Origin of the sequence: Allorhizobium sp. NPDC080224 (genome assembly GCF_050281005.1) — a bacterium.
Lineage (GTDB): Bacteria > Pseudomonadota > Alphaproteobacteria > Rhizobiales > Rhizobiaceae > Allorhizobium.
Map to the genome: position 1 here is coordinate 1,601,891 of NZ_JBNNWJ010000001.1, position 18,840 is coordinate 1,620,730.

Sequence of the window (18,840 nt, forward strand, 5' to 3'; positions counted from 1 at the left end):
GCAGGGGACCATGGATAATTTCGTTTCCACCTATGTGTGGCCGGCGGCCATCATGATCGGGCAGTCCCTTCTGCTGCTCGTCTGCCTGCTCGTCTTCATCGCCTACATCCTGCTCGCAGACCGCAAGATCTGGGCAGCCGTCCAGCTGCGTCGTGGCCCGAACGTTGTCGGCCCCTGGGGGCTCTTCCAGTCCTTCGCCGACTTGCTCAAGTTCGTCTTCAAGGAACCGGTCATTCCGGCCGGCGCCAACAAGGGCGTCTTCCTGCTCGCCCCGCTCGTCGCCGTGACGCTGGCGCTTGCGACCTGGGCCGTCATCCCGGTCAACGCCGGATGGGTGATCGCCAACATCAATGTCGGCATCCTTTTCGTCTTTGCGGTCTCGTCGCTCGAAGTCTATGGCATCATCATGGGTGGCTGGGCGTCGAACTCGAAGTATCCCTTCCTCGGCGCGCTTCGCTCGGCAGCGCAGATGGTGTCCTACGAAGTCTCGATGGGCTTCGTTATCGTCACCGTCCTGCTCTGCGTCGGCTCGCTGAACCTGACCGATATCGTGCTTGCCCAGAACAACGGTCTCGGCACTATGATGGGTCTGCCCGCCTCCTTCCTCGACTGGCACTGGCTGGCGCTCTTCCCGATGTTTGTGATCTTCTTCATCTCGGCATTGGCAGAAACCAACCGTCCGCCTTTCGACCTTCCGGAAGCAGAATCCGAACTCGTCGCCGGCTTCATGGTCGAGTACGGCTCCACCCCCTACATGATGTTCATGCTCGGCGAATATGCAGCTATCGTGCTGATGTGCTCGCTGACCACGATCCTCTTCCTCGGGGGCTGGCTGCCACCGGTCGACGTCTGGTTCCTGAATTGGGTTCCTGGCATCATCTGGTTCGTGCTGAAGGCGTCGATGGTCTTCTTCATGTTCGCCATGGTGAAGGCATTCGTTCCGCGCTACCGCTATGACCAGCTGATGCGTCTTGGGTGGAAGGTCTTCCTTCCGATCTCGCTCGCCATGGTCATCATCACGGCATTCGTGCTGAAGCTGATGGGTTGGGCGTGATGACGCCCGGCCGTAACCTCAGCTGCATTGGAGAATAAGATGGCAATTGCACAAGCTATCAATTCGCTCTTCCTGAAGGAGTTCGTCGGCGCTTTCTTCCTGTCGATGCGCTACTTCTTCAAGCAGAAGGCGACGATCAACTACCCGTTCGAAAAGGGGCCTGTCTCGCCGCGCTTCCGAGGCGAGCATGCGCTTCGCCGCTATCCGAACGGGGAAGAGCGCTGCATCGCCTGCAAGCTCTGCGAGGCGATCTGTCCTGCCCAGGCCATCACCATCGAGGCTGGTCCGCGCCGCAACGATGGCACCCGCCGTACGGTGCGCTACGACATCGACATGGTGAAGTGCATCTATTGCGGTTTCTGTCAGGAAGCCTGCCCGGTGGATGCGATCGTCGAGGGACCGAACTTCGAGTTCGCCACCGAGACCCGCGAAGAACTCTATTTCGACAAGGCGCGCCTGCTCGACAACGGCGACCGCTGGGAACGGGAAATCGCGCGCAACATCGCGATGGACTCTCCTTACCGCTGATCCCTCGGGATCGATCGCCTAAGGCGGAGCGCGGGGCTTCGCCGGGGCACATGATGAAATTTGTAACGGGCGTGCCGATGGGGATATCGGTCACGCCTAATCGGGCGGCGGGGCAGGGCCCTCGTCCGGGGGAAGATGAAAAGGCACCAACATGGGTCTTCAGGCTCTCTTTTTCTATCTCTTCGCCTTTGTCGCGGTGGCTTCGGCCTTCATGGTGATATCGGCTCGGAACCCGGTCCATTCGGTCCTGTTCCTCATTCTGACCTTCATCAACGCAGCGGGTCTTCTGCTCCTCACCGGAGCTGAATTCCTGGCGATGATCCTGCTGGTCGTCTATGTCGGCGCAGTCGCGGTTCTCTTCCTCTTCGTCGTGATGATGCTCGACATCGACTTCACGGAACTGAGGGCGGGGGCGGCGAAATACGCCCCGATCGGCGCGCTCATCGGCCTGATCGTTGCGGTCGAACTTGTCGTGGTCATCGGCGGAACTGCGATCAGCCCGGAAGCACTGAACGCGATCACCCAGCCGATCCCGGCCGTGGCTGAACGCCAGAACACGCAGGCGCTCGGCGACGTGCTCTATACGGACTACGTCTTCTTCTTCCAGATCGCCGGTCTCGTCCTGTTCGTCGCCATGATCGGCGCGATCGTGCTGACGCTGCGCCACCGCACCAACATCAAGCGCCAGGACATCTCCGCCCAGGTCGCCCGCACGCCGGAAACCGCCGTCAAGGTGGTCAAGGTCAAGCCGGGCCAGGGCGTCTGAGCCGAGCAAGAGGTCAAGGAACAGAATTATGGAAATCGGGCTTTCCCACTACCTCACGGTCAGTGCCATCCTCTTTACCCTCGGGGTCTTCGGCATCTTTCTCAACCGCAAGAACGTCATCGTCATTCTGATGTCGGTCGAACTGATCCTGCTCGCGGTCAACATCAACATGGTGGCCTTCTCGAGTTTCCTCGGCGATCTCGTCGGCCAGGTGTTCGCGCTGTTCATCCTGACGGTTGCGGCCGCCGAAGCGGCCATTGGTCTCGCGATCCTGGTGGTATTCTACCGTAATCGCGGCTCCATCGCCGTCGAAGACGTCAACATGATGAAGGGCTGATCGGGTCATGATCTACAAGGCTATCGTCTTTCTCCCCCTGATCGGCTTCCTGATCGCCGGCTTGCTTGGCCGCCAGATCGGCGCCAAGGCTTCGGAATACATCACCACCGGTCTGATGATCATCGTCGCGGTCCTCTCTTGGATCGTGTTCTTCAACGTCGCCATGAGCCACGAGGCCCACGAGGTCATCAAGGTTCCGGTGCTACGCTGGATCCAGTCCGGCGGTATCGATGTCGAATGGGCCTTCCGCGTCGATACGCTGACCGCCGTCATGTTCGTGGTCGTCAATTCGGTATCGTGCCTCGTGCACCTCTACTCGATCGGCTACATGCATCACGATCCGCATCGGCCGCGCTTCTTTGCCTATCTGTCGCTCTTCACCTTCGCGATGCTGATGCTGATCACGTCGGACAACCTGCTGCAGATGTTCTTCGGCTGGGAAGGCGTGGGCCTCGCGTCCTATCTGCTGATCGGTTTCTGGTACAAGAAGCCTTCGGCATCTGCCGCCGCCATGAAGGCCTTCATCGTCAACCGCGTCGGCGACTTCGGCTTCATCCTCGGCATTTCGGCGCTTTTCGTGATGTTCGGATCGATCAATTTCGAAACGATCTTCGCTTCCGCCCAGTCCTACCTGCCGGCAGATCCCGCTGCGTCGCCTGAAGTGGTCCTCAACCTCTTCGGCCTTGAGCTCGACCGCAGCCATGCGCTGACCGGTGCCTGCCTGCTGCTCTTCATGGGTGCCATGGGTAAGTCGGCGCAGTTCCTGCTGCACACCTGGCTGCCGGACGCCATGGAAGGCCCGACCCCGGTTTCGGCCCTCATTCACGCGGCAACCATGGTCACCGCTGGCGTCTTCCTCGTCGCCCGCATGTCGCCGGTCTTTGAACTGTCGCCCGATGCCTTGACCGTTGTCACCATCATCGGTGCGATCACCGCCTTCTTCGCCGCGACCGTCGGCCTTGTGCAGAACGACATCAAGCGCGTCATCGCCTATTCGACCTGCTCGCAGCTCGGTTATATGTTCGTGGCGCTCGGCGTCGGCGCCTATGGCGCAGCGGTTTTCCACCTCTTCACGCACGCCTTCTTCAAGGCGCTGCTGTTCTTGGGCGCGGGCTCCGTCATCCATGCCGTCGATGGCGAGCAGGACATGCGCTACATGGGTGGTCTGCGAAAGCACATCCCCGTGACCTTCTGGGCCATGACGATCGGCACGATCGCTCTGACTGGCGTCGGCATCCCAGGAACTCTGATCGGTACTGCCGGCTTCTTCTCGAAGGATTACATCATCGAGTCTGCCTTCGCTTCCAGCTCGGCCGTCGGTGGTTTTGCCTTCACAATGCTGGTGATCGCGGCTCTGTTCACGAGCTTCTATTCGTGGCGCCTTGCTTTCCTCACCTTCTTCGGCAAGCCGCGTGCGTCTGCCGACGTCATGCACCATGTGCATGAAAGCCCGCAGGTCATGCTGATCCCGTTCTATCTGCTCGGTTTCGGCGCACTGTTTGCCGGCTTCATCTTCCACGACTACTTCTTCGGCCATCACTATGCCGAGTTCTGGAAGGGCGCGCTCTTCACGCTTCCGACCAACACGGTACTGGAAGAGTTCCATGACGTTCCGAAGTGGGTGAAGTGGAGCCCGTTCATTGCCATGACGCTTGGCTTCGTCACCGCCTGGTACATGTATATCAAGAACCCATCGGCACCGAAGAAGCTCGCTGAACAGCAGTGGATGCTCTACCAGTTCCTGCTCAACAAGTGGTACTTCGACGAGCTCTACGACTTCCTCTTCGTTCGGTCCTCCAAGGCGCTCGGCCGCTTCCTCTGGAAGAAGGGTGACGTCGCAACCATCGACGCCTATGGCCCGAACGGAGTTGCTTCGGCCGTCGGCGGCCTGACCCAAAAGGTCGTTCGCCTGCAGTCGGGTTACCTCTATCACTATGCCTTCGCGATGCTCATCGGCATTGCGGCACTTGTTACCTGGATGATGCTCGGGAGCTCCCTCTGATGACCGATTGGCCCATTCTCTCGACGGTCACCTTCCTTCCCCTGGTCGGCGTGGCCCTGCTTCTGCTGACCCGTGGTGATACTTCTCTCGGCCGCCGCAACATCCTGAACGTCTCGCTGCTGACGACGGTCTTCACCTTCGTTGTGTCGCTGTTCATCTGGATCAACTTCGACAATTCGAACACCGGTTTCCAGATGGTGGAGAAGCATGCCTGGCTCGGTACCGGCATCTCCTACCATGTCGGCGTCGACGGCATCTCGATGCTGTTCGTCATCCTGACAACGCTGCTCATGCCCTTCTGCATTCTTGCGAGCTGGACCTCGGTCGAGAAGCGCCTGAAGGAATACATGATCGCCTTCCTGGTCCTCGAGACCCTGATGATCGGCGTCTTCGTGTCGCTCGACATCGTGCTCTTCTACGTCTTCTTCGAGGCCGGCCTCATCCCGATGTTCATCATCATCGGCGTCTGGGGTGGCAAGGATCGCGTCTACGCGTCCTACAAGTTCTTCCTCTACACGCTGCTCGGCTCGGTGCTGATGCTGCTCGCCATCATGGCAATGTATTGGGATGCCGGCACGACTGACATCGCAGCCCTTCTGCAGCACGACTTCCCGCCGCAGATGCAGACATGGCTATGGCTTGCTTTCTTCGCCTCGTTTGCGGTGAAGATGCCGATGTGGCCTGTTCATACCTGGCTGCCGGACGCCCACGTTCAGGCACCGACGGCAGGCTCCGTCATCCTGGCGGGCATCCTCTTGAAGCTTGGCGGCTATGGCTTCCTGCGCTTCTCCCTGCCGATGTTCCCGCTGGCGTCGGATTTCTTTGCGCCCTTCGTCTTCACGCTGTCCGTCATCGCCATCGTCTACACGTCGCTGGTCGCTCTGATGCAGGACGACATGAAGAAGCTGATCGCCTATTCCTCGGTCGCGCACATGGGTTACGTCACCATGGGTATCTTTGCTGCCAACCAGCAGGGCGTTCAGGGTGCGATCTTCCAGATGATCAGCCACGGCTTCGTATCGGGCGCGCTCTTCCTCTGCGTCGGCGTGATCTACGACCGTCTCCATACCCGCGAGATCGCGGCCTATGGCGGCCTGGTCAACAACATGCCGAAATATGCGCTCGCCTTCATGGTCTTCACCATGGCCAATGTCGGCCTGCCGGGCACCTCGGGCTTTGTCGGCGAGTTTCTGACCTTGATCGGCGTCTTCCGCGTCAACACCTGGGTCGCGCTCTTTGCAGCCACGGGCGTCATCCTCTCGGCAGCTTATGCGCTCTGGCTTTATCGCCGCGTCGTCTTCGGCGCGCTCGAAAAGGAGAGCCTGAAGAGCATGCTCGACCTTTCCACACGCGAAAAGCTGACCCTTTATCCGCTGATCGCTCTCACCATCTTCTTCGGCGTTTATCCGGCTCCCATCCTTGATGCGACCGCCGCTTCCGTCGACAATCTGGTGAACAACTACTCCGCAGCATTGCAAGCAGCCCAGTCGCTGGCGCTGGTTGCGAACTGACGACAGGATCCTTTGGACATGACCGTTGAAACTCTCATTGCTAGCCTGCATCTGGTCACGCCGGAATTGATCCTGGCGGTCGGCGCCATGGTGCTGCTCATGATCGGCGTGTTTTCGGGCGAGAAGTCGAACAGTGTCGTCACGGGCCTGGCGATTGCTTTGCTAATCTTCTCTGGTGCCTGGCTCGTCTTCTCCGGCGCGGAAGGAGAGGCCTTCAATGGCGCCTACCTCGCCGACGGCTACGCCACCTTCATGAAGGTCCTCGCCCTGATTGGTTCGGTCACGGCTATGATCATGGCGGTCGGGCACGCCCGCTATGACCATCTCGACAAGTTCGAGTTTCCGGTCCTGCTGGTGCTCGCGACCCTCGGCGTCATGCTGCTGATCTCGGCCAATGACCTGATTTCCCTTTATCTCGGCCTCGAGCTGATGTCGCTCGCGCTCTATGTCGTTGCGGCCATCAACCGTGACAGCCTGCGTTCGACGGAAGCCGGCCTCAAGTACTTCGTCCTTGGCGCGCTTTCGTCTGGCATGCTGCTCTACGGTATGTCGCTGGTCTACGGCTTCACTGGCAACACCGGCTTTGATGAAATCGCGGCTGTTCTGTCGCAGGGCGAACCGTCGCTTGGCCTGATCTTCGGCCTCGTCTTCGTACTGGCTGGTCTGGCTTTCAAGATCTCCGCCGTTCCGTTCCACATGTGGACGCCCGACGTCTACGAAGGCGCGCCGACCCCGGTCACCGCCTTCCTGGCGGCTGCCCCGAAGATCGGCGCCATGGCGATCTTCGTCCGCATCGTCATCGAAGCCTTCCAGCCGATCTTCGCCGAGTGGCAGCAGATCGTCGTCTTCATTGCGATTGCCTCGATGGTGCTGGGTTCGGTTGCCGCAATCGGCCAGAAGAACATCAAGCGACTGATGGCCTATTCGTCCATCGGTCACATGGGCTATGCGCTGGTCGGCCTCGCAGCTGGCAACGACACCGGCGTCGCCGGCGTCCTGCTCTATATGATGATCTATCTGGTGATGACGCTCGGCACCTTCGCCTGCATCATGGCCATGCGCCAGAAGGAAGGCGGCAATGTCGAGAACATCGACGATCTCGCCGGCTTGTCGACGACGCGCCCCTTCATGGCTTTCGTGCTGACCGCGCTGATGTTCTCGCTCGCCGGCATTCCGCCGCTCGCCGGCTTCTTTGCCAAGTACTTCGTCTTCGTGGCGGCCATCGAAGCCAAGCTCTATGCGCTTGCCATCATAGGTGTTCTGGCCTCGGTCATCGGCGCCTATTACTACCTGCGCATCATCAAGGTCATGTGGTTCGACGAAGCTAAGGGCGAATTCGCCCGCACGGCGGTCGAGCTGCGCCTCGTCTTCGGTCTCTCCGGTCTCTTCGTGGTCGGTTATGTCCTCGTCGGCGGCCCTCTCGGTACCGCTGCTGAAGCTGCGGCAAAGACGTTGTTTAATTGACCAGCCTCGGTAGACCGCGCCGGATTTCGCTCGACGATTTCCGGCACGAAGCCCTCGACGAAGTTTCGTCCACCAATACGGAAGCATTCGCCCGCGCTCGCGCGGGCGATTCCGGTTTTTTATGGCTAACGGCTGAGCGCCAGACCGGTGGTCGTGGCCGCCGCGGTCGTCCCTGGGTGTCCGAGCGTGGCAATCTCTATTCGACCCTTCTGCTGATGGATCCAGCACCGGCCGAAGAGCTGGGCTCACTGCCGCTTGCCGTGGCGCTGGCCGTTCATGCATCCGTGCAATCGGTGATGCCGCCGGGCGCCGAGCCAGTCGAAATCAAATGGCCGAACGATGTACTGATCGGCCGGAAGAAGACCTCAGGAATATTGCTCGAAGCGGAACGGATTGCCGATGGCCGTCTGGCACTTGCCATCGGGATCGGGATCAATATCGCCCACCGCCCGGATTTGACGCTTTATCCGGTAACCTCGCTTGCCGACCAGGGCGTGTCGATCTCGCCGCCGGAGTTTTTCGCCCATCTGTTCGCCGAGATGGCAGAGGTTCTTTCCGTCTGGGACGAGGGCAGGGGGATCGCCGAGATCGTGCGGCGCTGGCGTTGCGTTGCCTGTGGCATCGGCGAGAAAATAACTGTGAACCTCCCGGACCGCTCGATTTCCGGTATCTTTTCCGGAATCGATGATAAGGGAATTTTGTTGCTCGACCGGGGCTCCGACGGAATGATGTCGGTTGCCGCCGGAGACGTGTTTTTCGGGTAGACTGGATCGGAACTGAGAATGGCCAATAACGACGAACTGGTTTTCCTGCCGCTGGGCGGCGTGGGAGAAATCGGCATGAACCTCGCATTGTACGGCTATGGTCCGCCGTCCAATCGCCAGTGGATCATGGTCGACTGCGGCGTGACTTTCGCCGGTCCGGACCTGCCGGGTGTGGATCTCGTGCTACCCGATATCAGCTTCATCAAGAAGCAGAAGAAGAACCTCAAGGGCATCATCATCACCCATGCCCATGAAGATCATTACGGTGCGCTGAACGACCTCTGGCCGGGTCTCAACGTACCTGTCTACGCCTCGCGCTTCACCGCCGGCATGCTGGAAGCCAAGCGCGACTATGAAGGCTCGCGCGCCGAGATTCCGATCACGCCGTTCAAGCAGGGCGACCGCATCAATGTCGGCCCCTTTGAGATCGAGGCGATTGGCGTCAACCACTCGATCCCTGAGCCGATGTCGCTCGTCATCCGCACGCCGCTCGGCAATCTCATCCATACGGGTGACTGGAAGATTGACCACAATCCGTCACTCGGCCCGCTGACCGATGAAGAGCGCTTCCGTGCCGTTGGCGACGAGGGCGTGCTGGCGATGTTTTGCGATTCGACCAACGCCATGCGCGACGGCGTCTCGCCTTCCGAAGAGGAAGTCTCCGCAGGCTTGCAGAAGATCATCGAAGCGGCGGAAGGCCGTGTGGCGATCACCACCTTCTCCTCGAATGTCGGGCGTATCCGCTCGATTGCCCAGGCAGCGGAGGCGGCCGGCCGTGAAGTGCTGCTGCTTGGAAGTTCGCTGAAGCGCGTCACGAACGTTGCTCAGGACATCGGCATCATGGAGGGCATCAAGCCCTTCCTTGCCGAGGACGAATTCGGCTTCATACCGCGTGACAAGGTCGTCATCATCCTGACTGGCAGTCAGGGCGAAGCGCGTGCAGCGCTCGCCAAGCTCTCGCGCGACGAGATGCGCAATGTGGCGCTGACGAAGGGCGACACGGTCGTCTTCTCCTCGCGTGCCATCCCGGGCAACGAGAAGGCGATTCTTGAGATCAAGAACGGCCTGATCGAGCAGGGCGTCCACATCATCACCGACAATGACGCGCTGGTCCACGTTTCGGGCCATCCGCGCCGCAACGAACTGCTCAAGATGTACGAGTGGGTCCGTCCGCAGATCCTCGTGCCAGTGCATGGTGAGGCCGCCCATCTGGTTGCCCAGACGGAACTGGCGCTTCAGTCAGGTATCCCGACCGTACCGCGTGTCCGCAATGGCGACGTGCTGCGCGTCGCGCCGGGCCCCGCCGAAGTCATCGATCAGGCACCCTTCGGCCGCGTCTACAAGGACGGCAAGCTCGTCGGCGACATCGAAGAGATGGGCATCGCCGACCGCAAAAAGCTCTCCTATGTCGGCCATGTCGCCGTCAGCGTGCTGCTCGACAGCCGTTTCGATTTCCTCGGCGACCCCGATGTCGTTGCCTTCGGTCTGCCCGAAGTCGACCACGAGGGCGAGCTGATGGAGGACACGCTTTACGACGCCGTTCTCGGCGCCGTCGAAAGCATTCCGCGCAGCCGTCGCAAGGATCTCGACACCGTTCGCGAGTCCATCCGCCGCGCGGTGCGCTCGACTGCCAACGAAGTCTGGGGCAAGAAGCCGATCGTCACGGTGTTCCTGACCAAAGTCTGAGGGACGAGGCGGGCAGGGATGACTTAATCTTTGCCCGCAACGACTGGAGGAAGACATGCTCGGCCGCGTCAATCACATCGCCATCGCCGTTCCGGATCTCACCGCCGCGACCGCGAGCTATCGTGATACGCTCGGCGCCAACGTGTCCCAGGCCCAGGCGCTTCCTGAGCACGGTGTTACTGTCGTCTTTGTCGAACTAGAGAACACCAAGGTCGAACTCCTCGAACCGCTTGGCGAGAATTCGCCGATTGCCGCCTTCCTTGAGAAGGCTCCCTCGGGCGGCATGCACCACATCTGCTACGAGGTCGCCGATATCCTTGCCGCCCGCGACCAGCTCTCAGCGTCTGGAGCTCGTGTACTCGGCAGTGGCGAGCCGAAGATCGGCGCCCATGGCAAGCCGGTCCTGTTTCTGCATCCGAAGGACTTCTTCGGCACCCTGATCGAACTCGAACAGGTCTGAGGCCCATTCACCAACCGATGAAGTCTTGTTGATCGCGGGTCGTTCGGGCCTGCGACGCTTTTGTCTTTGTGCCTGGGAGCTTCCGCGATTATAGGGGGAGAAAGAGCGGCGCAGGCGCAACGTTTGGCGCCATCTCATGTCTGGAGCGAAACATCATGGCGATCCTGTCGGGACTGGCGGTCTATTTTGTGATCTGGTGGCTGGTGCTGTTTGCCGTCTTGCCGATCGGCCTTCGCACCCAGGACGAGGATCAGAACGTGGTCCCGGGTACGGTCGCCAGTGCTCCCACCCGCTTCCGTGCGGCGCGCATCTTCCTGACAACTTCCATCGTCTCTGCACTGATTTATGGAGCCTGGTATGTCGCCGGCACTTATTTCGGCATCAGCTTCAACGATCTGCCGGTCATCATGCCGGGCGTAGAGCCGCAAGGCTGATCGGCGCCTCTCAGCACACCCATTCCGTCGACTAGGCAAAAAAAAACAAGGTCAAAAGACCTTGTTCGAAGCTTCGCGTGATCCTTCACCAATTAAGGGGCTGCGACAAGCGCGCCTAGATCTGATCCTCCCAAGACTTGACCGCGAGTGTGGCAAAGATTTGAACTCCCTGCCTCTTTTATGGGCTGAACCTAGCCCAATCATTGGTCCTTGTCACCCCTGAATCTTGCAGATTTGTTACACTCATCCAAAAAAATTTCAATCATGCCGCTTTGTCGCATAAGGGTCATGCAATGACCTGATTTGCAGGTTTTGACGGGACATTGTCTTGCCGGCTGCGCATCCGAATTGGGCGCTTGGCATGCCGGCTGTGGGCGAGGCGAGCGAACGGCGCTTGCGGGTTTTCTTCTCCAGTCCAACCGGCTATGAACGCTTCCTGACATCCCGTTTCAATCGCTGATTCCGCCAATACGGCGGCATCGACAACCATCTGGAATTCGTTATGCGTCTGTCGCGCTACTTCATGCCGATCCTGAAGGAAAACCCCAAGGAAGCCGAGATCGTCTCCCACCGCCTGATGCTGCGGACGGGCATGATCCGCCAGCAGAGCCAGGGCATCTATTCCTGGCTGCCGCTCGGCAAGCGCGTGCTCGACAAAGTGAACGCCATCATCCGCGAAGAGCAGAACCGCGCGGGCGCCATCGAGCTGTCCATGCCGACCTTGCAGTCGGCCGAGCTCTGGCAGGAAAGCGGTCGCTACGAGGATTACGGCAAGGAAATGCTGCGCATCCGCGACCGGCAGGACCGTCCGATGCTCTATGGTCCGACCAATGAGGAGATGATCACCGACATCTTCCGCTCGTCGGTCAAGTCCTACAAGAGCCTGCCGCTCAACCTCTACCACATCCAGCTGAAGTTCCGTGACGAGATCCGTCCGCGCTTCGGCACCATGCGCTCGCGCGAATTCCTGATGAAGGATGCCTATTCCTTCGACCTGACCCAGGCCGACGCGATCCATTCCTACAACAAGATGTTCGTCGCTTACCTGCGCACCTTCGATCGCCTTGGCCTGCGCGCCATTCCGATGCGTGCCGACACCGGCCCGATCGGCGGCAATCACAGCCACGAATTCATCATTCTCGCCGACACCGGCGAATCTGAAGTCTATTGCCATAAGAGCTTCGTCGATTTCGACATTCCGGCTGCTGATACCGATTTCGACAGCGTTGATGGCCTGCAGTCCGTTTTCGACAAATGGACCTCGGTTTACGCCGCGACGTCTGAAATGCATGACGAAGCGGCTTTCGGCACGATCCCGGAAGGCGACCGCCTCTCCGCGCGCGGTATCGAGGTCGGCCACATCTTCTATTTCGGCACCAAATATTCCGAGCCGATGGGCGCCAAGGTGCAAGGGCCGGACGGCAAGGAGCATCTTGTCCACATGGGTTCCTACGGTATCGGCCCGACGCGCCTTGTTCCGGCCATCATCGAAGCCTCGCATGACGAGAACGGAATCATCTGGCCGGCTTCGGTCGCGCCTTTCGACGCCGTTGTCATCAACATGAAGCCGGGTGACGAGGCTTGCGACACCACCTGCGATCGCCTCTATGTCGCGCTGCAGAATGCCGGCAAGGACGTGCTCTATGACGACACCGACGATCGTGCCGGCACGAAGTTCGCCACCGCCGATCTGATCGGCGTGCCGGTCCAGGTCATCGCGGGCCCGCGTGCCGTCGCTGCAGGTGAAGTCGAGCTCAAGGACCGCAAGACCGGTGCGCGTGAGACGCTGACGATCGAAGCGGCGATCAACAAGCTGACGGCCTAAGGCAAAAGCCTTACGCCGAACCAAGGTCGGGTCTTGAGACTTGATCCCGAGGCAAGGAGAAACCATGGCGACGACGGCCGTTGGCAACGAGACGGTGGACACGGACAAGGCCGCATCTGCGCGCGCCTTTTCCGGCTTTGAACGCATGGTGGCCTGGCGCTATCTGCGTGCCCGGCGCAAGGAAGCCTTCATTTCCGTCATTGCCGGCTTCTCCTTCATCGGCATCATGCTCGGCGTAGCGACGCTGATCATCGTCATGGCCGTGATGAACGGCTTCCGCACGGAACTCGTCTCGCGCATTCTCGGCATTAACGGCCACATGGTCGTCCAGGCTGTCGACCAGCCGCTGAGCGACTATGCCGGCTTGGCCGAGCGTTTCGCCGCCGTTCCGGGCGTGACCATGGCACTGCCGCTGGTTGAGGGGCAGACGCTCGCTTCGGGTCGTGAGGGTGCTGGTACCGGAGCGCTGGTGCGCGGCATTCGCCCCGATGATCTGACGAAGCTGTCGGTCGTTTCCTCCAACATCCGCTCCGGCGACCTGGTCGGTTTTGCAACCGGGGAGGGCGTTCTCATTGGCTCGCGCATGGCGGCCCAGCTGGGGCTTTCGGCGGGAGACACGATCACTCTGGTCTCTCCCGAAGGCGATGTGACGCCGCTTGGCGTCAATCCGCGGGTGAAGTCCTATCCGGTCTCGGCCATCTTCGAAATCGGCATGTCGGAATATGATGCCTCGATCATCTATATGCCGCTCGAGGAATCGCAGATCTATTTCAACGTCGAAGGCATCGTTCAGTCGATCGAGCTCTTCATCTCCAATCCGGATGCCGTGGACGAGCTGCGTCCGTTGATCGAGGAGGCTGCCGGCCGCCAGATCTTCCTCACCGATTGGCGCCAGCGCAACCAGACCTTCTTCTCGGCCCTTCAGGTCGAGCGCAACGTCATGTTCATGATCCTGACGCTGATCGTGCTTGTCGCGGCGCTGAACATCATTTCCGGCCTGATCATGCTGGTGAAGGACAAGGCGAGCGACATTGCCATCCTGCGCACCATGGGCGCTACATCGGGCGCCATCATGCGCATCTTCTTCATGACGGGTGCCGCGATCGGCACGGCAGGAACTCTGGCAGGTGTCGTGCTCGGCGTGATCGTCTGTCTGAACATCGAAAGCATCCGCCAGTTCTTCTCCTGGGTCTCCGGAACGATGATCTTCGATCCCGAACTTTATTTCCTGAGCCAGCTTCCCGCGGACATGAACGCCAGTGAGACCGTATCGGTTATCATCATGGCGCTCAGCCTGTCCTTTATGGCCACCATCTTCCCGGCCTGGCGGGCCTCGCGCCTGGATCCCGTCCAGGCTCTGCGTTACGAATGAGGATGCCGAAATCAATGGCAAAAGACGTGGTTCTCTCGCTTGCCGGCATCGATCGCCACTATGGCCAGGGCGAAACCGTACTCTCGATCCTGAAAGGTGCGGACTTCACCTTGCGCACCGGCGAGACCGTGGCGCTGGTCGCCCCTTCGGGTACGGGCAAGTCGACGCTTCTGCATGTTGCCGGGCTTCTGGAGCATCCCGACGGCGGCGAAGTGACCGTTGGCGGCGTTGCCTGCCAGGAACTGGGCGACGAGCAGCGAACGGCCATTCGCCGCAAGTCGATCGGCTTCGTCTACCAGTTCCATCATCTGCTGCCGGAATTCTCCGCGCTGGAAAACGTGATGATGCCGCAGCTGATCGCCGGACTCACCAAGCCAGAGGCGGCCGAACGCGCCAAGCAACTTCTGGATTACATGCGTGTCGGTCATCGCGCCGATCACCGCCCGGCCGAACTCTCCGGCGGCGAACAGCAGCGCGTGGCGATTGCCCGCGCAGTCGCCAACGCCCCTCTGGTGCTGCTTGCCGACGAACCGACCGGCAACCTCGATCCCGAAACGGCAAGCTATGTCTTCTCGGCGCTCGAAGCGCTGGTCCGTCAGTCCGGTCTCTCGGCCATGATCGCGACCCACAATCACGACATTGCCCGCCGGATGGACCGCTGCGTTACCTTGGTCGACGGCAAGGTCGTCGAACTCGTCGTCTGATCTCAGCCCGCTTTCTTCTCCTTTTTCCTGATGTCCCTGCGCCTCTGTGGAATTTGTTCCACCGAGGCTGCGGTTTTTTTGGGTTGACATTGGAACAAGAGAAGAACAAAATAAAAACATAAAGGGACAAGGAGACAGAAATGACCGAAATTCTTCGTGACGTTGCTGCATTTGCCTCGATGGCGGTTTTCGTATCCAGCATGGCTTTGCTGATGATGGCGCTCTGACATTTTGGGGCGGCAAAGCTGGTGACCAAGGCCTTGCCGCCCGACTTACTTCTGGACTTCGTGAGCCTGAAAGCCGAAAATCCCGACCGATTCAGAAATCAAGGAATGAAGCGGTATGGGCGAGGACAGCGTCGACAGAAAGGCGTCCGGTGGAGTGGGTGACGGTCCGGGTTTCGTGCATCTGCGCGTGCATTCCGCTTATTCGCTGCTCGAGGGCGCGCTGCCGCTGAAGAAGATCCTCGGCAAGGCTGTCGCCGACGACCAGCCGGCGATCGCGATCACCGACACCAACAATCTCTTCGTCGCGCTCGAGTTTTCGCAAAAGGCGCTCGGTGATGGCATCCAACCGATCATCGGCTGCCAGTTGTCGATCGACATGGAGGATTCGACCGGCGAGAAGCGTGGCGGCAACGGTCATATGCCCGATCTGCCGGCCGTCGTCGTTCTGGCATCGGATGCCGAAGGCTATGAGCGCCTCGTCGATCTCGTCAGCCGCGCCTATCTCGGCGGCGACGCGGGTCAGCCGACCCATGTAAAGCTCTCCTGGCTCGAAGAGAGCGGCACCGAAGGCCTGATCCTGTTGACGGGCGCCGGTGGCGGGCCAATCGATCGTATGCTCAAAGATGGTCACAAGGCCCAGGCCGAGAGCCGTCTGCTTGCCTTGAAGCGTCTGTTCGGCGACCGCCTCTATGTCGAATTGCAGCGGCATGGTGAGTATGATCGTACGCATGAGCGGCGCATGGTCCAGCTCGCCTATGAGCATGACCTGCCGCTGGTCGCGACCAACGAGGCCTTTTTCCCGGCCCGCGACGACTACGATGCCCATGATGCGCTGATGGCTGTGGCCCACAATGCCATCGTATCGAACGACGACCGCTTCCGCCTGACCCCGGACCACTATCTGAAGAGCCGGGCGGACATGATGAAGCTCTTCGCCGACCTGCCGGAGGCGCTTCAGAATTCCGTCGAGATCGCCCGCCGCTGCTCTTTCGTGCTCGATACCCGAAAGCCCATCCTGCCGCGCTTCACCGGTGGCAGCGATGATCCGGAGGAAGCCGAACGGGAAGAAGCACTCGAACTGCGCCGCCAGGCGGTCGAGGGTCTTGACCAGCGTCTGGCAGCCCTCGGCATGGCGCCGGGCTATGAGGAAAAGGAATACCGCGACCGGCTGGAGTTCGAGCTTTCGGTCATCGAACGCATGAAGTTCCCCGGCTACTTCCTGATCGTTTCGGACTTCATCAAATGGGCAAAGCAGCATGACATCCCGGTCGGCCCGGGCCGTGGTTCGGGTGCGGGCTCGCTCGTTGCCTATGCGCTGACCATCACCGACGTCGATCCCTTGCGCTTCTCGCTGCTCTTCGAACGCTTCCTCAATCCGGAACGCGTCTCGATGCCCGACTTCGACATCGACTTTTGCCAGGAGCGCCGCGAAGAAGTCATTCGCTACGTGCAGCGCAAATATGGTCGCGAGCAGGTGGGCCAGATCATCACCTTCGGATCGCTGCAGGCGCGCGCGGCGCTCCGCGACGTCGGCCGCGTGCTCGAAATGCCCTATGGCCAGGTCGACAAGATCTGCAAGCTGGTCCCGAACAATCCGGCCAATCCGACGCCGCTCTCCAAGGCGATCGAGGAGGAGCCCAAGCTCCAGGAGGCCGCTGAAGAAGAGCCTGTCGTTGCGCGCCTGCTGGAGATCGCCCAGAAAATCGAAGGCCTTTACCGCCACGCCTCGACGCATGCCGCCGGTATCGTCATCGGTGACCGCCCGCTGTCGAAGCTGGTGCCGATGTATCGCGATCCACGCTCCGACATGCCGGTCACCCAATTCAACATGAAATGGGTCGAACAGGCCGGCCTCGTGAAGTTCGACTTCCTCGGCCTGAAGACGCTGACGGTGCTGAAGACGGCCGTCGACTTCGTCGAGGAGCAGCGCGGTATCAAGGTCGACCTCGCCGCCATCCCGCTGGATGACACCTTGACCTACGAGATGCTCTCGCGCGGTGAAACGGTCGGCGTGTTCCAGGTGGAAAGTGCCGGCATGCGCAAGGCCCTGATCGGCATGCGCCCCGACTGCATCGAGGACATCATCGCGCTCGTGGCCCTCTATCGCCCGGGCCCGATGGAAAACATCCCCGTCTACAATGCCCGCAAGCATGGCGAGGAAGAGATCGCCTCGATCCATCCGAAGATCGATTACCTGCTCAAGGAAACCCAGGGCGTTATCGTCTACCAGGAACAGGTCATGCAGATCGCGCAGGTCCTGTCGGGCTACTCGCTCGGCGAAGCAGACCTTCTGCGCCGCGCCATGGGTAAGAAGATCAAGGCGGAAATGGACCAGCAGTCGGTCCGTTTCGTCGATGGCGCAATGAAGAACGGTGTCTCGAAGCCGCAGGCCAACAACATCTTCGAGCTGCTGGCCAAATTCGCCAACTACGGCTTCAATAAGTCGCACGCTGCAGCCTACGCCATCGTCTCCTATCAGACGGCCTATATGAAGGCGCATTATCCGGTCGAGTTCCTCGCCGCATCGATGACGCTCGATATGTCGAACACCGAAAAGCTGGTCGACTTTCGTCAGGATGCCGGCCGCCTCGGCATCGAAGTCGTGCCGCCTTCTGTCCAGACCTCCTACCGTCACTTCCAGACCGGGCCGAACCGCATCTACTATGCGCTCGCCGCCCTCAAGGGTGTCGGCGAAGGCGCCGTCGATCACATCGTCGAGGTGCGCGGCGACAAGCCCTTCGACAGCATCGAGGATTTCTGCCTCAGGATCGACCCGAAGCAGATCAATCGCCGTGTTTTCGAAAGCCTGATTGCCGCCGGCGCCTTCGACTGCTTCGGTCGCGACCGTGCGGAACTCGTCGGCAGCATCGATCGCATCATGGGTTATGCCCAGCGCGCCCAGGAAAATGCCGTCAGCGGCCAGTCCGACATGTTCGGCTCCGGCGGTGCAAGCGGCCCTGAGCGGATCGCTTTTGCCCCATATACGCCCTGGCTTTCCTCCGAAAAGCTGATGCGTGAATTCCAGGTGCTCGGCTTCTACCTGTCTGCCCACCCGCTCGACGCTTACCGAGACTTGCTCGACAAGCTGCGCGTCCAGAATTTCGCGGATTTCTCGGTGGCCGTAAAGCAGGGCGCCTCCGCCGGCCGCCTCGCCGGCACCGTCATCTCGCGCCAGGAGCGCAAGACCCGCACCGGCAACAAGATGGGCATCATTACCTTCTCGGATGCCTCTGGCCAGTATGAAGCGGTTCTCTTCTCTGAAGGCCTCAACCAGTATCGCGACCTTCTGGAAGCGGGGAAATCGCTGGTGCTGACAGTTCAGGCGGAAGAGCGGCCCGAGGGCATCGGATTGCGCATCCAGACGGCGCAGTCGCTGGAAGAACAGTCGATCCGCATGCAGAAGGCGATGCGCGTCTTCGTCCGGGATTCCGGTCCCTTGCGCGCTGTCGCCGCACATCTGAACGCAAGGGGCGACGGGCTCGTCTCCTTCATCGTGATCAAGGACGAAGGCCAGCGCGAAATCGAGGTGGAACTGACCGAACGCTTCCGAATCTCCCCCGAGATCGCCGCCGCCATGCGCTCGACCCCCGGCGTGCTCGACGTCGAACTGGTTTGATGTAAGGGTAGGATCACTCCATCGAATTTTATCATTCAGATTAAGCTAAACGAAAGTGGCATGCAGCTATAGATTGAACCTCGAATCGGA

General features: G+C 60.3%; 16 protein-coding genes. 15 read left to right on the forward strand and 1 reads right to left on the reverse strand.

The window, feature by feature from the left end; genetic code table 11:
* Positions 1 to 10 precede the first annotated feature (10 nt).
* From nuoH to ACQKP1_RS08055, 11 genes are all read left to right on the forward strand, one after another.
* Positions 11 to 1,054 carry an NADH-quinone oxidoreductase subunit NuoH gene (gene nuoH, locus ACQKP1_RS08005; RefSeq protein WP_006727577.1) on the forward strand — a complete coding sequence of 348 codons (1,044 nt, stop codon included), beginning with the start codon at positions 11 to 13 and terminating at the stop codon, positions 1,052 to 1,054.
* A gap of 39 nt (positions 1,055 to 1,093) precedes the next feature.
* Positions 1,094 to 1,582, forward strand: coding sequence for an NADH-quinone oxidoreductase subunit NuoI (gene nuoI, locus ACQKP1_RS08010; protein ID WP_006727578.1), 489 nt, complete (start codon positions 1,094 to 1,096; stop codon positions 1,580 to 1,582).
* Between the two features lie 151 nt (positions 1,583 to 1,733).
* On the forward strand, positions 1,734 to 2,348 hold the full coding sequence (locus ACQKP1_RS08015; protein WP_427274861.1) for an NADH-quinone oxidoreductase subunit J: 615 nt from the start codon (positions 1,734 to 1,736) through the stop codon (positions 2,346 to 2,348).
* Between the two features lie 28 nt (positions 2,349 to 2,376).
* Positions 2,377 to 2,685, forward strand: coding sequence for an NADH-quinone oxidoreductase subunit NuoK (nuoK, locus tag ACQKP1_RS08020; protein ID WP_427274862.1), 309 nt, complete (start codon positions 2,377 to 2,379; stop codon positions 2,683 to 2,685).
* A 7-nt stretch (positions 2,686 to 2,692) separates the two neighbouring features.
* Positions 2,693 to 4,687 carry an NADH-quinone oxidoreductase subunit L gene (gene nuoL / locus ACQKP1_RS08025; protein ID WP_427274863.1) on the forward strand — a complete coding sequence of 665 codons (1,995 nt, stop codon included), beginning with the start codon at positions 2,693 to 2,695 and terminating at the stop codon, positions 4,685 to 4,687.
* The gene (locus ACQKP1_RS08030) at positions 4,687 to 6,198 is read left to right on the forward strand and encodes an NADH-quinone oxidoreductase subunit M (protein ID WP_427274864.1); all 1,512 of its coding nucleotides are present in this window, start codon (positions 4,687 to 4,689) and stop codon (positions 6,196 to 6,198) included. The genes nuoL and ACQKP1_RS08030 overlap by 1 nt, the downstream gene beginning before the upstream one ends.
* Before the next feature lie 18 nt (positions 6,199 to 6,216).
* A complete protein-coding gene (nuoN, locus tag ACQKP1_RS08035; RefSeq protein WP_427274865.1) occupies positions 6,217 to 7,662 on the forward strand; it encodes an NADH-quinone oxidoreductase subunit NuoN in 1,446 nt (481 codons plus the stop codon).
* The gene (locus ACQKP1_RS08040; RefSeq protein ID WP_427274866.1) at positions 7,659 to 8,426 is read left to right on the forward strand and encodes a biotin--[acetyl-CoA-carboxylase] ligase; all 768 of its coding nucleotides are present in this window, start codon (positions 7,659 to 7,661) and stop codon (positions 8,424 to 8,426) included. The genes nuoN and ACQKP1_RS08040 overlap by 4 nt, the downstream gene beginning before the upstream one ends.
* An 18-nt stretch (positions 8,427 to 8,444) precedes the next feature.
* Positions 8,445 to 10,112, forward strand: a complete 1,668-nt coding sequence (locus tag ACQKP1_RS08045; protein WP_427274867.1) for a ribonuclease J — start codon at positions 8,445 to 8,447, stop codon at positions 10,110 to 10,112.
* Between the two features lie 55 nt (positions 10,113 to 10,167).
* A complete protein-coding gene (gene mce / locus ACQKP1_RS08050; RefSeq protein WP_427274868.1) occupies positions 10,168 to 10,572 on the forward strand; it encodes a methylmalonyl-CoA epimerase in 405 nt (134 codons plus the stop codon).
* A gap of 155 nt (positions 10,573 to 10,727) precedes the next feature.
* The gene (locus ACQKP1_RS08055; protein ID WP_054150634.1) at positions 10,728 to 11,006 is read left to right on the forward strand and encodes a DUF1467 family protein; all 279 of its coding nucleotides are present in this window, start codon (positions 10,728 to 10,730) and stop codon (positions 11,004 to 11,006) included.
* A 286-nt stretch (positions 11,007 to 11,292) separates the two neighbouring features.
* On the opposite strand, the gene ACQKP1_RS08060 is transcribed toward ACQKP1_RS08055, so the two are convergent.
* Positions 11,293 to 11,496 carry a hypothetical protein gene (locus ACQKP1_RS08060; protein WP_427274869.1) on the reverse strand — a complete coding sequence of 68 codons (204 nt, stop codon included), beginning with the start codon at positions 11,494 to 11,496 and terminating at the stop codon, positions 11,293 to 11,295.
* Between the two features lie 12 nt (positions 11,497 to 11,508).
* Between ACQKP1_RS08060 and proS the strand changes: the two genes are divergently transcribed.
* The 4 genes from proS to dnaE all read left to right on the forward strand — a co-directional run bounded on the left by proS (position 11,509) and on the right by dnaE (position 18,750).
* A complete protein-coding gene (gene proS, locus ACQKP1_RS08065) occupies positions 11,509 to 12,831 on the forward strand; it encodes a proline--tRNA ligase (protein WP_006727588.1) in 1,323 nt (440 codons plus the stop codon).
* Between the two features lie 64 nt (positions 12,832 to 12,895).
* A complete protein-coding gene (locus ACQKP1_RS08070) occupies positions 12,896 to 14,203 on the forward strand; it encodes a lipoprotein-releasing ABC transporter permease subunit (protein WP_427274870.1) in 1,308 nt (435 codons plus the stop codon).
* Positions 14,204 to 14,217: 14 nt separating this feature from the next.
* Positions 14,218 to 14,907 (forward strand): ABC transporter ATP-binding protein, encoded by a 690-nt coding sequence (locus ACQKP1_RS08075; protein ID WP_006727590.1) that lies wholly within the window; start codon positions 14,218 to 14,220, stop codon positions 14,905 to 14,907.
* 342 nt (positions 14,908 to 15,249) lie between these two features.
* The gene (dnaE, locus tag ACQKP1_RS08080; RefSeq protein WP_427274871.1) at positions 15,250 to 18,750 is read left to right on the forward strand and encodes a DNA polymerase III subunit alpha; all 3,501 of its coding nucleotides are present in this window, start codon (positions 15,250 to 15,252) and stop codon (positions 18,748 to 18,750) included.
* Positions 18,751 to 18,840 lie beyond the last annotated feature (90 nt).

What these genes read in the sequence shown, in the direction of transcription:
- nuoH (WP_006727577.1), top strand. Translation starts at nt 11, where the DNA reads ATGGATAATTTCGTTTCCACCTATGTGTGGCCGGCGGCCATCATGATC.
- nuoI (WP_006727578.1), top strand. Translation starts at nt 1,094, where the DNA reads ATGGCAATTGCACAAGCTATCAATTCGCTCTTCCTGAAGGAGTTCGTC.
- ACQKP1_RS08015 (WP_427274861.1), top strand. Translation starts at nt 1,734, where the DNA reads ATGGGTCTTCAGGCTCTCTTTTTCTATCTCTTCGCCTTTGTCGCGGTG.
- nuoK (WP_427274862.1), top strand. Translation starts at nt 2,377, where the DNA reads ATGGAAATCGGGCTTTCCCACTACCTCACGGTCAGTGCCATCCTCTTT.
- nuoL (WP_427274863.1), top strand. Translation starts at nt 2,693, where the DNA reads ATGATCTACAAGGCTATCGTCTTTCTCCCCCTGATCGGCTTCCTGATC.
- ACQKP1_RS08030 (WP_427274864.1), top strand. Translation starts at nt 4,687, where the DNA reads ATGACCGATTGGCCCATTCTCTCGACGGTCACCTTCCTTCCCCTGGTC.
- nuoN (WP_427274865.1), top strand. Translation starts at nt 6,217, where the DNA reads ATGACCGTTGAAACTCTCATTGCTAGCCTGCATCTGGTCACGCCGGAA.
- ACQKP1_RS08045 (WP_427274867.1), top strand. Translation starts at nt 8,445, where the DNA reads ATGGCCAATAACGACGAACTGGTTTTCCTGCCGCTGGGCGGCGTGGGA.
- mce (WP_427274868.1), top strand. Translation starts at nt 10,168, where the DNA reads ATGCTCGGCCGCGTCAATCACATCGCCATCGCCGTTCCGGATCTCACC.
- ACQKP1_RS08055 (WP_054150634.1), top strand. Translation starts at nt 10,728, where the DNA reads ATGGCGATCCTGTCGGGACTGGCGGTCTATTTTGTGATCTGGTGGCTG.
- ACQKP1_RS08060 (WP_427274869.1), bottom strand. Translation starts at nt 11,496, where the DNA reads ATGGTTGTCGATGCCGCCGTATTGGCGGAATCAGCGATTGAAACGGGA.
- proS (WP_006727588.1), top strand. Translation starts at nt 11,509, where the DNA reads ATGCGTCTGTCGCGCTACTTCATGCCGATCCTGAAGGAAAACCCCAAG.
- ACQKP1_RS08070 (WP_427274870.1), top strand. Translation starts at nt 12,896, where the DNA reads ATGGCGACGACGGCCGTTGGCAACGAGACGGTGGACACGGACAAGGCC.
- ACQKP1_RS08075 (WP_006727590.1), top strand. Translation starts at nt 14,218, where the DNA reads ATGGCAAAAGACGTGGTTCTCTCGCTTGCCGGCATCGATCGCCACTAT.
- dnaE (WP_427274871.1), top strand. Translation starts at nt 15,250, where the DNA reads ATGGGCGAGGACAGCGTCGACAGAAAGGCGTCCGGTGGAGTGGGTGAC.